The sequence below is a fragment of the Bacillus sp. EB01 genome (assembly GCF_000613125.1).
Classification (GTDB): domain Bacteria; phylum Bacillota; class Bacilli; order Bacillales; family Cytobacillaceae; genus Bacillus_D.
This window is the reverse complement of the sequence record NZ_HG964497.1, coordinates 4,892,139-4,907,354: the sequence shown is the minus strand read 5'-3', so window position 1 is coordinate 4,907,354 and position 15,216 is coordinate 4,892,139. Positions and strand designations below refer to the sequence as shown.

General features: G+C 44.2%; 12 protein-coding genes and 1 other annotated feature. Of the genes, 5 read left to right on the top strand and 7 right to left on the bottom strand.

Annotated elements, in window-relative coordinates:
• Nucleotides 1-232: 232 nt before the first annotated feature.
• On the bottom strand, nt 233-1,483 hold the full coding sequence (gene tyrS, locus TY16_RS23205; RefSeq protein WP_043934087.1) for a tyrosine--tRNA ligase: 1,251 nt from the start codon (nt 1,481-1,483) through the stop codon (nt 233-235).
• Between the two features lie 45 nt (nt 1,484-1,528).
• Nucleotides 1,529-1,745, bottom strand: a binding site (T-box leader).
• A 139-nt stretch (nt 1,746-1,884) separates the two neighbouring features.
• Here tyrS and TY16_RS23200 point away from each other — a divergent pair.
• Nucleotides 1,885-4,653: a transglycosylase domain-containing protein gene (locus TY16_RS23200; RefSeq protein WP_043934086.1), complete on the top strand. Its 2,769-nt coding sequence runs from the start codon at nt 1,885-1,887 to the stop codon at nt 4,651-4,653.
• 123 nt (nt 4,654-4,776) lie between these two features.
• Here the strand turns inward: TY16_RS23200 and acsA are convergent, their stop codons facing one another.
• Nucleotides 4,777-6,495 carry an acetate--CoA ligase gene (gene acsA, locus TY16_RS23195; RefSeq protein WP_043934085.1) on the bottom strand — a complete coding sequence of 573 codons (1,719 nt, stop codon included), beginning with the start codon at nt 6,493-6,495 and terminating at the stop codon, nt 4,777-4,779.
• A 191-nt stretch (nt 6,496-6,686) separates the two neighbouring features.
• Between acsA and TY16_RS23190 the strand changes: the two genes are divergently transcribed.
• The 3 genes from TY16_RS23190 to TY16_RS23180 are packed head-to-tail and all read left to right on the top strand — an operon-like array spanning nt 6,687 to nt 9,150.
• Nucleotides 6,687-7,319, top strand: coding sequence for a GNAT family N-acetyltransferase (locus tag TY16_RS23190; protein WP_043934084.1), 633 nt, complete (start codon nt 6,687-6,689; stop codon nt 7,317-7,319).
• Between the two features lie 11 nt (nt 7,320-7,330).
• On the top strand, nt 7,331-7,978 hold the full coding sequence (locus TY16_RS23185) for an acetoin utilization AcuB family protein (RefSeq protein WP_043934083.1): 648 nt from the start codon (nt 7,331-7,333) through the stop codon (nt 7,976-7,978).
• Entirely contained in the window at nt 7,975-9,150 is a 1,176-nt protein-coding gene (locus tag TY16_RS23180) for an acetoin utilization protein AcuC (protein ID WP_043934082.1), read from the top strand. The genes TY16_RS23185 and TY16_RS23180 overlap by 4 nt, the downstream gene beginning before the upstream one ends.
• Before the next feature lie 473 nt (nt 9,151-9,623).
• Here the strand turns inward: TY16_RS23180 and ccpA are convergent, their stop codons facing one another.
• From ccpA to TY16_RS23155, 5 genes are all read right to left on the bottom strand, one after another.
• Nucleotides 9,624-10,622: a catabolite control protein A gene (gene ccpA, locus TY16_RS23175; protein ID WP_043934081.1), complete on the bottom strand. Its 999-nt coding sequence runs from the start codon at nt 10,620-10,622 to the stop codon at nt 9,624-9,626.
• A 405-nt stretch (nt 10,623-11,027) separates the two neighbouring features.
• The gene (locus TY16_RS23170; protein WP_043934080.1) at nt 11,028-12,098 is read right to left on the bottom strand and encodes a bifunctional 3-deoxy-7-phosphoheptulonate synthase/chorismate mutase; all 1,071 of its coding nucleotides are present in this window, start codon (nt 12,096-12,098) and stop codon (nt 11,028-11,030) included.
• A gap of 318 nt (nt 12,099-12,416) precedes the next feature.
• Nucleotides 12,417-12,740 (bottom strand): bacillithiol system redox-active protein YtxJ, encoded by a 324-nt coding sequence (gene ytxJ, locus TY16_RS23165; RefSeq protein WP_043934079.1) that lies wholly within the window; start codon nt 12,738-12,740, stop codon nt 12,417-12,419.
• A gap of 93 nt (nt 12,741-12,833) precedes the next feature.
• The gene (locus TY16_RS23160) at nt 12,834-13,331 is read right to left on the bottom strand and encodes a YtxH domain-containing protein (protein WP_043934078.1); all 498 of its coding nucleotides are present in this window, start codon (nt 13,329-13,331) and stop codon (nt 12,834-12,836) included.
• A gap of 16 nt (nt 13,332-13,347) precedes the next feature.
• Nucleotides 13,348-13,827 carry a DUF948 domain-containing protein gene (locus TY16_RS23155; RefSeq protein ID WP_043934077.1) on the bottom strand — a complete coding sequence of 160 codons (480 nt, stop codon included), beginning with the start codon at nt 13,825-13,827 and terminating at the stop codon, nt 13,348-13,350.
• Nucleotides 13,828-14,079: 252 nt separating this feature from the next.
• On the opposite strand from TY16_RS23155, the gene TY16_RS23150 reads away from it, so the two are divergent.
• Nucleotides 14,080-15,195 carry an aminopeptidase gene (locus tag TY16_RS23150; RefSeq protein WP_043934076.1) on the top strand — a complete coding sequence of 372 codons (1,116 nt, stop codon included), beginning with the start codon at nt 14,080-14,082 and terminating at the stop codon, nt 15,193-15,195.
• Nucleotides 15,196-15,216: the final 21 nt, after the last annotated feature.

Here is a 15,216-nt window from a genome sequence, read left to right as displayed (position 1 = left end):
GCCTTGGTCATCGCCGTACAAAATGGAGGGACTTCGACTGAGATAAAGGAATCACGAAGAGCGCTAGCGATTCGATGATGACTTATCGTAGGGAGGAGGCCTGAAGTTTGCTAGGCGATAGGCGCTGGAGCTAGACGGAGATACGCTCAGTAAAAGTTATCACAGTCGCGAAATTTATATTTTCCTTAAACATAAAAAAATTACCGCAGGCATATACCTGCGGCAACGATCATTAAAACCTGATTAACGTGTATTTCTTCTTGCCTCGGCGGATGATGGAAAACTTCCCTTCAATCCTGTCGTCATCCTTTAGGACATATGCTGTATCGGTAACCTTTTCACCATTCACGGAAACTGCACCTGTTGTTATATCCTCACGGGCCTGACGCTTGGATGAGGAGATTTTTGCTGCAACCAGCAGGTCGACAAGTGTTTCTTCACCGGCAAATTCGTAGGAAGGAACGTCCTTGAAGCCTTGTTCAATTTCGGAAGCTGACAAGCTTTTTACATCCCCGCTGAATAATGCAGCGGAAATCTTGATTGCCTGGTCAAGCGCCTCCTGCCCATGGATTAGCCTGGTCATTTCTTCAGCAAGTGACTTTTGCGCTTTCCTTAGATGAGGCTCTTCCTGAACTGACTTCTCCAATGCATCAATTTCCTCATGAGACAAGAATGTAAAGAATTTCAGGTATTTGACTACATCGGCATCAGCTGTGTTTACCCAGAATTGGTAGAACTCGTAAGGAGTCGTCTTTTCTGGATCAAGCCAAATTGATCCGCCCTCAGTTTTCCCGAACTTTGTTCCATCAGCCTTTGTGACAAGTGGAATGGTCATTCCAAATGCTTTGTCTCTCTCAGGAAGCATTTTCCGGATCAATTCCAGCCCTGTTGTTATATTCCCCCACTGGTCACTGCCGCCGACTTGCAGCCTGCAATGATGGTTCTCATACAAATGCTTGAAATCCATTCCCTGCAGGATGGTATATGTGAATTCCGTAAACGATATCCCGGAATCAAGGCGGCTGGCAATCGTATCTTTTGCGAGCAAGTAATTGATCCCGATATGTTTCCCGTAATCCCTCAGGAATGTAATGATATCCAAATCTTTTGTCCACTCATAGTTATTCACCATAAGTGCGCCATTCTCACCTTCAAAGTCAAAAATGGTCTTCAGCTGTTCTGTCAGCCGCTCAACATTATGCTGCACCGTTTCAATAGACTGCAAGGTCCTTTCGGCGTTTGGCTTTGGGTCTCCAATCAGTCCGGTTGCGCCGCCAACTAGTACAATTGGACGATGGCCCGCCTGCTGGAACCTCCTTAATGTAAGAAATGGAATCAAATGCCCAATGTGCATGCTGTCGCCGGTCGGGTCCATACCGCAATATAACGATATTTTTTCGTTTGAAAGAGTGTCCCTCAACCCCTCTTCATCTGTTTGCTGATAAATGATTCCTCTCCACTGTAAATCCTGTAACAAATCCATAGAAACTCCTCCATCTTTGGCAAAATAAAAACGCCCCTGCAAAAATGCAGGGACGCAAAACGTAATCGCGCGGTACCACCCAGCTTGAGAAAATAAATTCTCCAACTCTTGAGATAACGGTTCACACCGTGCCGCCCACAAATCTGCAGGGGTCAAAAGCTCCGGGTTGTAATTCATTTTTCCATTTGGACTGCCTCGCACCTGCCGGCAGCTCTCTTCAACCAGTGATGGAAAAACTACTTATTCCTTTCACAGCCTTCAATATATTCAAATTAAACGTTAATTCTTTTTACCATAGGGAAGAATAAATGTCAATTCCCCGGCAGATTTTGAAAATTCCAGACTTTCTCCATTTTTGCTGTCGCTTTATGCTATAATGTATGTGATTTTGGAGGGATGATATGGAGAAGAATAAGCACTCATTTTTCGATAGGGCAAAGTCCATTTTCACTAATAAAAAAACGGTCAAGAATGCCAGGATTGCATATGGGGTCCTCTGGAACCTGTTCCTGATGTTCCTGGTTGTTTCCGTTGCTGGCGGCGCATTTGCTGCAGGAACAGGCGCAGGATATTTTGCATCACTTGTGAAGGATGAGCCAGTGCGCAGCTATGAAAGCATGAAGAAGGATATTTATAATTATACCGAAACTTCGGATGTGTATTTTGCACATAATGTTCCGCTCGGAAAGCTTCGCAGCGACCTTTACCGGGAGGAAATAAAGCTTGAAAATGTATCACCACATTTAATTAATGCGGTCATTGCCACTGAAGATGAGTATTTCTATGAGCATGATGGTGTCGTGCCAAAGGCTATCCTTAGGGCGCTTGTCCAGGAAGTAACGAATGCGCCAATGCAATCAGGCGGAAGTACACTCACCCAGCAGCTGATTAAGAACCAGATATTGACGAACGAGGTCTCCTTTGAACGAAAGGCAAAGGAAATACTTCTTGCCCTCAGGCTAGAAAAGTTTTTTGAGAAAGAGGAAATCCTTGAAGCCTATCTCAATATGGCTACCTTTGGGCGTAATTCATCTGGACGTAATATAGCCGGGGTTCAATCAGCGGCTAAAGGAATTTTTGGCACTGATGCGAAAAAGCTGAATCTTGCCCAGGCCGCCTTTATTGCCGGCTTGCCGCAGAGCCCTTTCGGCTACACGCCATTCACTCAGGACAAAAAGCTGAAGGAAAACCTTGAACCAGGGCTAACAAGAATGAAGGTCGTCCTGAAACGTATGTACGATGGCGGCTACATTGATGAAAAGCAATATGAGGAAGCACGGGCTTATGATATTACAAAGGATTTTGTAAAACCAGGAGCGGATCCTCTTGAAAAATATCCTTGGGTAATGGTTGAAGCCGAACAGCGCGCGACTGACATCCTTGCAAAATTAATCGCTGATAAGGATGGCGTTACTGAAAAGGAACTTAGCAAGGACGATAAGCTATACAACAAGTATTTTACTCTTGCAGGACGCGAGTTAAGACAGAACGGCTATAGCATTCATACAACTATTGATAAGAAGATTTATGATGCCATGGAGAAGGCAAAGAATAAATACCCTTATTATGGCCCTGATAAACCTGAAACAAAAATAGATCCTGAAACAAAGAAGAAGAAAACAGTCATGGAGCCTGTTGAAGTAGGGGCAATCATGATTGAAAACAAAACCGGAAAAATCATCAGTTTCGTCGGAGGCCGGGATTTCAAGAAACAGGAATTGAACCATGCGACGAGGTCTCTCAGGAACAACGGCTCGACCATGAAGCCTCTGCTGGTTTATGCGCCTGCATTTGAATTGGGAGCAGCATCACCCGGCACAATCCTGCCTGATGTTCCTTTGCACCTGAATCCTTCAGACCCAGGCAATCCATGGCCGAGAAACTATGGGGGCGGCTACAGCGGGATGGCTACGGCGAGGTATGCATTTGCCAAGTCCTATAACGTCCCTGCCGTCAAACTATATTCAGAAATCCAAAGTAAGAATCCGGCGAAGTACCTTGAAAAAATGGGCTTCACCTCTCTTGGAAAAGATGATTATCATAACAGGTCGACCGCCCTCGGCTCGATGGCTAAAGGTGTGACTGTTGAAGAAAATACTAATGCATTCTCGACCTTTGCAAATCAGGGCAAGTTTGTCGATGCTTATATGATTGAAAAAATCACCGATAAAGAAGGCAAAGTTATTTATCAGCATAAGGTAAAACCGACAAACGTATTCAGCCCGCAAACTGCTTATCTCACCCTCGATGTCATGCGTGACGTCTTTGATTACGGTACAGCAGCCAGTGTTAGAAACAAACTGAAATTCAGTACTGACTGGGCTGGAAAAACTGGAACAGGAAATGAGTATTATGATTCCTGGATTGTCGCAACAAATCCAAACATCACAATGGGTATATGGACAGGATATGATACACAAAAATCCCTGCGGGCCAAAGGAAATCTCAGTTACAGCCAGCGGACGAATTATCTGTGGGCTGACCTTTTAAATGCAGCCTATGATATAAATCCAAAGCTTGTCGATCCGGAAGCCAGGTTCAAGATGCCTAGCGGGATTGTCACAAGATCATTCTGTGCGATTTCCGGAACGCTGCCATCGGAGGCCTGCAAAAGAGCCGGCCTTGTCGAAACTGACATTTTTAATGCCAAGTATGTGCCAACAAAAACAGATAACAGCCTAAGTTCTGGCAAGTATGTGAGGATTGGCGATAAAAACTACATGGCGCTTGATTCCACCCCGGATGATTTTGCTGAAACAGGGCTTGTCCTGAATCCGGAATATGCATCTGCATTGACCGGTACGAATTTCAAGAATGCATCGGCGCTTATTCCGAAAATGAAGCGATGGTCAAATCTTTTAGTTCCGGATGCAAAGCTTCCTGAGAACGGGAAAACCCCTGCTTCTGTCAAAGTCGCTGCCCAAGGCAATACTCTAAAATGGAATGCTGTCAACGAGTCGGATATTATCGGATATCGTGTCTATAAGGTTGGCGGAGCCAAGGTTGCCAGTATCCGGGCCGGCACAGGACTATCCTATCCTGCGAAACCAGGCATCTATTATGTCACTGCAGTCGATATTGCAGGAAAGGAATCCGCACCGTCAAATGAAATTGAAATTGGCGGATCAAAGAGTGAAGAAAAATCAAAGAAAGCGCAATCGCCTTCGTAACAGGTTTGTCCATGTTTTCTCACTAGCTTCCCTTTGTGTCCCTGACTTTCTGCTAATTCAAAACAAACAAACCGCACCGGAGAGTTTCCGGTGCGGTTTGTTTGTTCATATAGTCAATGTAAATTAGTCTTCCATTGTCGAAAGGTCGCCAGTCGGCAAGTCGAGCTCCCATGCTTTCAGGACACGCCTCATGATTTTTCCGCTTCGGGTCTTCGGAAGCTTGTCGCGGAAATCGATTTCCCTTGGTGCCGCGTGCGCAGCCAGACCCTTTTTAACATATTGGCGGATTTCTTCCTTCAGATCCTCAGATGGCTCATAGCCGTCCCTCAAAGCAATGAATGCTTTGATGATTTCTCCGCGGACTGGATCAGGCTTTCCGATAACTCCGGCCTCGGCTACAGCTGGATGTTCAACGAGCTTGCTCTCTACCTCGAAAGGACCTACCCTTTCCCCTGATGTCATAATGACATCGTCAACACGGCCCTGGAACCAGAAATAGCCGTCCTCATCCATATAAGCAGAATCACCTGTTACATACCAGTCCCCGGGCATAAAATACGATTCATATTTTTGAGGATTGTTCCAGATCGCATGCATCATCGATGGCCAGCCTCTTTTAACGGCGAGATTGCCCATTCTGTATGGCGGAAGTTCTTCACCCCGGTCATCGACGATCGCGGCCTGAACGCCAGGCAGCGGTTTACCCATTGAACCAGGCTTGATTGGCATACAAGGATAATTGCAAATGAGCTGTGCTCCGGTCTCTGTCATCCACCAAGTGTCATGAATACGCTTATTGAACACTTTCATGCCCCATTTGACCACCTCGGGGTTTAACGGTTCACCTACACTCAGGACATGGCGGAGGCTTGAAAGATCGTACTTCTTCACAATTTCATCACCCGCACCCATCAGCATGCGGAAGGCAGTCGGAGCGCTGTACCATACCGTTACTCCGAATTCCTCAATCATTTTGTACCAAGTATCCGGCGAGAAACGGCCCCCAACAATGACATTCGAAACCCCGGCAAGCCATGGCCCGAAAATGCCATAGGAAGTTCCTGTGACCCAGCCTGGGTCTGCTGTACACCAGTATACGTCGTCTTCTTTCAGGTCAAGGACCCATTGCCCTGTCTGGTAATGCTGAATCATGGCATTATGGACATGGAGAACTCCTTTAGGCTTCCCTGTCGAACCGGAAGTATAGTGAAGGATTAGGCCATCCTGCCGGTCCACCCATTCAATCTTCAGTTTTTTATCAGCCTCTGCAAACTTTTTCTTAAAATCGATGATTTTTTCCGTCTCCTGGACTCCGTCACCAACGATAAATATGTACTTCAATGCAGGAAGTTCATCAACCGGAACCCTATTTAGCAACTCCGGAGTTGTGACAATTACTTTCGCTTCGCTGTCCTGGAGACGGTCCCTTACTGCACCCTCCATGAAGGCTTCAAAGAGCGGACCAACAATCGCACCAAGCTTAATGGCACCGAGAACTGCAAAATAAAGCTCCGGTGAGCGCGGCATGAAAATAAAGACGCGGTCCCCTTTTTCCACATCCCCATATGTTTTTAGCACATTTGCCGCTTTGTTGGACAATTCCTTCATTTCCTTGAACGTGTACTTTTCATTCCGCTCCTGGTCCTTGTAGTAAAGGGCCACCTTATTCTTGCGGAATGTGTCGGCATGACGGTCAATTGCCTCGTGAGCCAAATTTACAAGGCCTGTCTCATGCCAGCTAAATGCCTTTTCAGTTTCTTTCCAGTCAAAATTCTTGTAGGTTTCATTATAATCCTTAAGATTATAATCCCCTTGAATAACTGGCAGCGCTTCCATTTTCACTTTAAACTTTCCCCCTTTATCGCGTTTATATTATTATAGTATAAAAGAATGCTATTCACAATTTTTAAAATATTTCCCCTTTATACTTTAATATCGTGGCTCTTTTTCCAGAAAATTTAGTGAAAGCGCTTTATCAGACCGGAATTTATGTATAATAGAAGTATTATCTAAGCTTAGCAGGCGGTGACGTAATGGAACATATAAAAACATATAATGCGAAAGAGCTAAAAACCGCAAAAGGGAATCTCATAATTGAAGGGCCAATTTCCGCCGAAAAACTAGCGGGCTATGAATTTCACGAGAATCTTGTTGCTTTCCGGCAGCCAGCCCAGCAGCATAAGGCCTTAATTGAAATTGCCTCATTGCCTGAGGGCCGTATTATCATTGCCAGGCACAACCATGAAATTGTCGGCTATGTAACGTATTTATACCCTGATCCGCTTGAACGCTGGTCTGAGGGAAAAATGGAAGATTTGATAGAACTCGGGGCCATTGAGGTTATACCCGAGTTTCGAGGGGCATCCGTTGGTAAAAACCTTCTTAGAGTATCGATTATGGATGATGCAATGGAGGACTACATAACGATAACCACCGAATATTACTGGCATTGGGACTTAAAAGGAACTGGGTTAAATGTATGGGAATATAGAAAGGTCATGGAGAAAATGATGAATGCCGGCGGCCTGGAATGGTATGCCACCGATGATCCCGAAATCAGTTCACACCCGGCCAATTGCCTTATGGCCCGTATTGGCAAAAGGGTAAGCCCGGAATCCATTCAAAAATTTGATCAGCTCAGGTTCATGAACCGCTTCATGTATTAGGGGGTAGTGTGATGATTATAGAACAAATCATGAAAACCAATGTTGCCACCTTGAGGGCTTCAAATACGATTGCAGATGCAATTAAAATGATGGAAGATCACAAAATACGCCACATCCCAATAATAGATGAACAGGGTCATGTTGTTGGACTTGTGTCAGACAGAGATATCAGGGATGCGGCTCCGTCTATTTTTAGGAGGGAGGAGCATGTTGAAGATCTTCAAAAGCCTTTGGAAACGATTATGAAAAGAAATCTCATTACGGGGCACCCTCTCGACTTTGTTGAGGAAATTGCCGCCCTGCTTTATGAGCATCATATTAGCTGTGTACCGGTCATCCAGGACCAGAGGCTTGTGGGGATTGTGACAGAAACAGACCTGCTCCACACACTTGTGGAGCTCACTGGCGCACATCAGCCGGGTTCACAAATTGAAGTAAAGGTGCCCAATAAAGCCGGGACTCTCTGGGAAGTAGCCAATGTGATTAAGAACCGTAAAGCTAATATCCAAAGTGTCCTTGTTTATCCTGATAAACAAGATGAAGCATACAAAATATTGGTCATCCGCGTACAGACAATGAATCCTGTTGGCCTTATCCATGACCTGAAGGCTGCCGGTCATCATGTGGTATGGCCAAATATTCCGGGTATGCCAATATGAACGATTCAAGCGCCTTTATTTTTTCAGAAGAACTACTGAAATACAATTTTGGCAGCCAGCACCCTTTTAATCAATTCAGGATTAAGCTGACAATTGACCTATTAAAACACTCAGGCGCTCTAGATGACTCATCAATCGTTCCACCAAGGATGGCCACTGAAGAGGAATTATGCCTCATTCATGATCCTTCCTATGTCCATGCAGTCAAAATGGCTGGAAAAGGTCTTTTAACTGGAGATTCGGCAGAGAACTTTGGCCTGGGAACCGAGGACACCCCAATATTTACCAATATGCATGAAACAAGCGCAATGATAGTGGGAGGAACACTCGAAGCGGTCGATATGGTTATGACAGGAAAAGCAACCCATGCATTGCACCTCGGGGGAGGGCTTCATCATGGATTTAGGGGAAAGGCCTCAGGATTTTGCATTTACAATGACAGCTCCGTGGCAATAAAATACCTGCAGGAAAAATACAAGGCAAGGGTCCTTTATGTAGACACGGACGCACATCACGGGGATGGGGTTCAATGGTCCTTTTATGATGATCCTGATGTATGTACCTTATCTATTCATGAGACAGGTAGGTATCTCTTTCCTGGTACCGGTTCAATAAACGAGCGCGGCCAGGGAAAGGGGTATGGTTTTTCTTTTAATATCCCTCTGGATGCCTTCACGGAAGACGAATCTTGGCTGCATATCTACAGAACAGCCCTGACAGAGGTTACTGAGTTCTTTAAACCCGATATAATCCTGACCCAAAACGGTGCGGATTCACATTACTATGATCCGCTTACCCATTTATATGGGACTATGAATATCTACCGTGAAATACCAAAGCTCGCCCATGAACTCGCACACCGCTATTGTGATGGCCGATGGGTTGCTGTAGGCGGCGGCGGCTATGATATTTGGAGAGTTGTTCCAAGAGCATGGGCTTTGATTTGGATGGAAATGACAGGGAAGGCTTCAAGTGCGACCGGAAATCTGCCTGCTGCCTGGACTGAAAAGTGGCAAACGAAAGCCGGGGTGCCTCTTCCCGATTCGTGGTGGGACGGTCCGGATATTTATAAGCCTATCCCCAGAAAAGCTGAGATAACTGAAAAGAACTTATTGACACTTGAAAAAGCACTATATCCTATCAGAAATACATCAAAAACTGAATCGGTATAGTTTTTATAGTGTTTACGTTAGCTTTGTTGCTATTAAGATAGAGAATGTAAGGTAAAACCGGAATTTTTGTTTAAAACCGCTCCGTCCGTTTAAACATTCAAAAGGCTGTCCAAAAAGCTCGTTTAGTGACGAGCTTTCGAGACAGCCTTTTTATACGTCCAGCTCCTGCGCCTATCGCCTAGCAAACTTCAGGTCTCCTCCCTACGATAAGTCATGCACGAATGCGCTGTCGCTCTTCGTGATTCCTTTACCCCACCTTAAAGGACAGTAGGCCTCCTTCGTCGGCAACTGTCCCTAAAGGTCCGATTCATTCACCTAACCATCAGCAAAAAGCGCTGATGGAAGGTTCATTTTATCTCAGTCGAAGCCCCTCCACTTTGTACGGCGATGATCACTAAGGAAAGCACCTGAGAATAATCATCGCAGGGACAGGCGTTTTTTGCCTGTCACGAAGGCGCTTGCGCTTTTGTTTTTTACTTCGTTGAATTTCTTTGTTCGATTCGATGCGGAAGGACAACGGTATGCTCATCGACCTTTTCCTTATTCATATACTTGGTCAAAAGCCTCATTGATACTGCACCTATATCATATAGAGGCTGCACGAGTGTCGTAAGCTGGGGACGAACCATGAGTGAAAGCCTGGTATTATCCGAAGTAATCACCTCAAAGTCCTCCGGTATACTAAAGCCCTTATCCTGAGCCCCATGGATAACCCCAAGTGCCATTTCATCAGATCCAACGAGGATTGCAGTCGGCCTTTCGTCTGACTCAATCAGTTTCTCTATTGCTTCGATGCCTGAATCATACGTATAGTCACCTTCTACAATATATTCCTCATTAAATTGAATACCTGCCTCATCAAGAGCCCTCTTGTATCCCTTCAGCTTCAACTCGCTGTTCTTTGGCTCGTGAAGCGGCCCGATTATGAAGGCGATGCGTTTATGGCCCCGCTCGACATATTCCATTACTGAGTCAAATACAGCCTGCTCGTAATCAATATTGACAGATGGAATTTCCCTGGTCTGTTCCACTGATCCAGCCAATACAATCGGGACCGGGGATTTTTTAAATTCTTCAACATGCTCCGTAGTGATATTTCCTCCCATAAAAACAATACCATCCACCTGCTTACCCAGCATTGTGTTCAGAAGGTGAAGTTCCTTGTCCTTATTTTGGTCGGAGTTGCTGAGGATAATATTATATTTATACATCGTAGCGATGTCCTCAATACCCCTTGCTAATTCAGCAAAGAAAATGCTCGAGATGTCTGGAATAATGACACCGACTGTTGTAGTCTTTTTGCTCGCAAGTCCCCTTGCCACAGCGTTTGGCCTATAACCAAGTCTGTCGATTACTTCCATAACCTTTTTTCTTGTTGCAGGTTTAACATTCGGGTTTCCGTTTACAACCCTTGACACCGTTGCCATTGAAACATTTGCTTCCCTGGCAACATCATAAATCGTAATATTCATCTGTGTAACACTCCTTAAAAACAGGCCATTTTTTTTATTTTGCCTCTTCTTGAATTCGCTAGTCATTTTTAGTATGTGATTGAATATACATACTAGTTTTGTTTAATCATACGATAACCGCCGAATTGCTGCAATTAACATCCTCTAAATTTATTTGAAAATTTACAAGTTCCCGGAGCTTTGGCAGGTTGCTTTAGGCACTTCGCCTTCTCCGTTACCTTCACAAACTCGAGCAACTCAATTCGGGTACTGAAGCCTTCTCTGTACCTTTCAATCCAAGGCGGCTCCCTTTCGGAACTGACAGGACTTTATTGAGTAATCATTGAGCACGGCCGCATTATGGCAATAGAATTTTCTTTTTAACAAAAGAATGCCTTCTGTCCCGGACAGAAGGCATTCTGAGGATTATTGGCGCACTAGGTTTGAGGCCATAAGCTCTGATAGAAAACTGTCAAACTGCTCCAGGTTCATTTGTTGAGCCGAATCCGACAAAGCGACAGCTGGATCCGGATGGACCTCTGCCATCACGCCATCCGCACCGATTGCAAGGGCAGCCTTAGCAGCAGGAAGGAGTAAATCCCTTCTGCCAGTAGAATGAGTTACATCAACCATGACAGGAAGATGGGTTTCCTGCTTTAAGATTGGCACTGCAGTAATATCGAGCGTGTTCCTTGTTGCTTTTTCATACGTCCTAATACCGCGCTCACAAAGAATGATATTGCCGTTACCCTGTGACATGATATATTCAGCAGCATTGATAAATTCTTCAATAGTTGCGGAGATTCCGCGTTTTAGCAAAATTGGCTTTGTTGAAGCGCCTGCTGCTTTCAGCAATTCAAAGTTCTGCATATTTCTCGCGCCAATCTGGATGACATCAAGATATTCTTCAGCCATCTCAATATCGGCAGGGTTAACGATTTCACTAATAACCGCCATATTGTACTCTTGGGAAATCTGCTTTAGAATTTTCAATCCTTCCACACCAAGACCCTGGAAGTCATAAGGAGATGTACGCGGCTTAAATGCCCCTCCTCTAAGCAGCTTGAGGCCCTTTTGCTGCATATGCTTCGCGACAGTGGCAACTTGTTCATAGGACTCTACTGCACATGGCCCAAAAACAAAGTGAGGTTTTCCGTCGCCAATACGCTCACCATTAACTTCTACAATTGTGTTTTCAGGGTGCTTTTTCCTGGAAACAAGCAGAGCTTTGCTGTGATCATCTTTTTGCAGCTCCAGGCTGGCCTTGAAAATTTCCTTGAAGATATGCTCTATGGTTGAGTTTTCAAATGGCCCTTCATTTTTCTGCTTGATGATATCGAGCATTTTTCTTTCACGTACAGGATCAAATCGATACACTCCCTGGTTTTCCTTCACACGCCCAATTTCCTGAGCCAATTGTGCTCGCTCGCTGATAATCTGAAGGAGTTCCATATTGAGTTCATCAATACGGGACCGTAATTTATCCAATTCATTCATACCGTATTCCGTCCTTTCGTCAGCCCGAATTTCATCAATAGTTTAGGCAATAATGGAGAATTAGCGCATCTCCCGGCTAATAGGATATATTATACTTTATTACGAAAATTTTGTCATCATTTTCTTTAACAATTAAACGCTTTTAAGTGCTAAAGTATATTTATTTCTCTGCTCCCCTATTATTACCCATCCCTTATAAAAATAAAGAAAACTCGCCATTTGGCGAGCTTGGGAACAAAATTAAAAGTACGGCCACTTTCAGTGGTTACCCAGCATGAAGGCGGCTATCAAATCAATATAATGATTAAAAACTATTAATTATCCTTGGATTGCTTCGTTAAGGGATTTTTTTGTTATTTTCCAATGAGATGCATTCCACACTGGCTGTCCATCTGCAAAGAGGATAGCTTGAGGGGATTCATGCTTAATGCCATATGTTTCAGCGATATGATTGGATAGAGGGCGTGATTCCTGAACAATCAGCATCCAGGCAGGTATGCTGTCATCGCCGGCAAATTCACCATATTCTTCAAATGCCGCATGCGAAATGGGGCAAGTGCTGCTATGCTTCAGGATCATGACTTTCGATTCCTTTTTAATAATTTCATCGAATTGTTCAATTGACTCAAGTGTATTAATCATTACGATTCTCCTTTTCCTAGTGATTTCATGCAAAACGGTGAAGCAATAATATCACTTCACCGTCCCGTTTTTCAACTAATCAGTTCCAGACTGTTAGCTATTGTATTTAGATTCTTCGCCATCAAGAGCTTCCTTGACTTCCTCGAGCTTTTCACGGACTTCGGCATCATCGGAAAGGGTCAATTCCTCAAAAGGCCTGTTGGAGGTTTCAAGCGGAATATACTCAGTCTCTACAGCCGGAACCTCAGCCTCACCAGCTGGTTCCTCAACAGTCTCAGATCCCTTGATTTTCCCAATCAAATTGGAGGATTGCTGAGAGACTGCCTGTGTTAATGAAGATGTTTTTTCTTTCGTGATGTTGGTTAGTTCGCCAGTCTTTTCAACGACTGTATCCTTCATTTGGACTGTTCTGTCCTTCAGAGCGGATGCTTGTCCTGAGACAGATTCCCTCATTTCACGCCCTGACTTTGGTGCGAGGAATAAAGCTGCAGCGGCACCAATCAATCCGCCTATTACTGCACCTGTTATGAAGTCTTTTGATGTGACATTCTTTTCTTCAAACTCTCTCATTCCATTATCCCTGCCTGTCATTGATTCAAGGCCTCCCTTATTGTAAATTACCCCTATCAGTTTGGGGCTCCAACAACTCACGTTTCACTGAAGCTGTAGCTGCAGCCTGTTTTCTAGCATTCCACTTGTCCTTCAATTCAATGAGAACATTACTCCATTGAACGATTTGTGAAATCTTGTCCTTATTCTGGTCAATTTGTTTATCAACCGAGCCAACAATAGTCTGGACAGATTGGTTAAATTTGTTGACTGATGTCCCGACATTTTTCACCGCTTCAACAACCGTATTGAGACTTTCAGATTTCCTGTGGATATCATCTGCCAAAGCATTGGTTTTATGCAGGAGAACTGCTGTTTCCTTCGTAACCCCATCAAGCTGGCGTTCGAGGCCCACCAGTGTCTTCGATACACTTTCTAGAGTGATTTGGAGCGATTTCAATGTCTTTGATAAATAGATTACAAGGACAAAAAATGCTATAGCAATAACCGCCACACTTAAATATAAGATTACTTCCATCTGTTTCACACCTCCGTTAATCTACAGTTACTTTTACCCATAGGGAAAAACCATAAACAGCTGGTTGTATTATTATTTCCCTAAAACTTATTTTTTTCCTTCAAAAGAAAGAAAATTTTTCTTCTTTAATCTAAATTTTAAACTTTTTCCACCAATTGGGTTAAACTAGTAGGTGGAATAAATAACGCGAAAGCATCTTTCCTGAACGTAATGAAAGGTTTATTCTCTAGATAAATAAAGGAGGTTTCCGATATGAAGGACCCTAGAATTGAGACACTGGCAAAGAATTTAATTAATTATTCTGTCCGGCTGCAAAAAGGTGAAAAAGTATTGATTGAAAATTTCGGGCTTCAGCGCGAGCTTGTAACAGCCCTGGTTAAAGAGGCATACGCTGCTGGCGGCTACCCCTTCGTCCTTCTTAAAGACCATCAGGTAGACCGGGCGCTGCTGATGGGCGCACAGGAAGAAAACTTTAGCATGATTGCCGGCTTTGAAGCTGCTGTAATGAAGGAAATGGATGCATACATAGGCTTGCGCTCCGGAAATAACATTAGCGAACATGCTGATGTTCCGGATGAAAAAATGAAAATCCATGGGAACACGATTGGCAAGAAGGTACATAGAGATATCCGCGTCCCTAAGACTAAATGGGTAGTACTCAGGTACCCGACATCATCCATGGCCCAATTGGCGAAAATGAGTACAGAAGCATTTGAAGACTTTTATTTTAATGTATGTAACTTGGATTACAGCAAGATGGATAAAGCAATGGACAGCCTTGTCGAGCTGATGAACAGGACTGATAAAGTGCGCTTGACCGGCCCCGGAACTGATCTTACCTTCTCAATTAAAGATATTCCAGCAATTAAGTGTGCAGGCCAAATGAATATTCCTGACGGCGAGGTTTATACCGCCCCTGTACGGGATTCAGTAAATGGAGTTATCACATACAATACACCTTCACCTTATCAGGGCTTTACTTTTGAGAATGTCAAGCTTACTTTCAAGGATGGCAAAATTGTTGAAGCAATCTCGAATGATACAGAACGCATTAACAAAATTTTCGATACCGATGAAGGTGCCCGTTATGTAGGGGAGTTTGCAATTGGTGTCAATCCTTATATCCAGACTCCAATGCAAGATATCCTGTTTGATGAAAAAATTGATGGAAGCTTCCACTTCACACCTGGACAAAGCTATGATGACGCCTATAACGGCAACCACTCCAATATCCATTGGGACATGGTCAATATCCAGCGTCCTGAATACGGTGGCGGGGAAATCTATTTTGATGATGTACTAATCCGCAAGGACGGCCGCTTCGTTCTTCCTGAACTAGAGCAACTGAATCCGGAGAACCTAAAGTAAGCAGTCTAACGCGGAATTTCA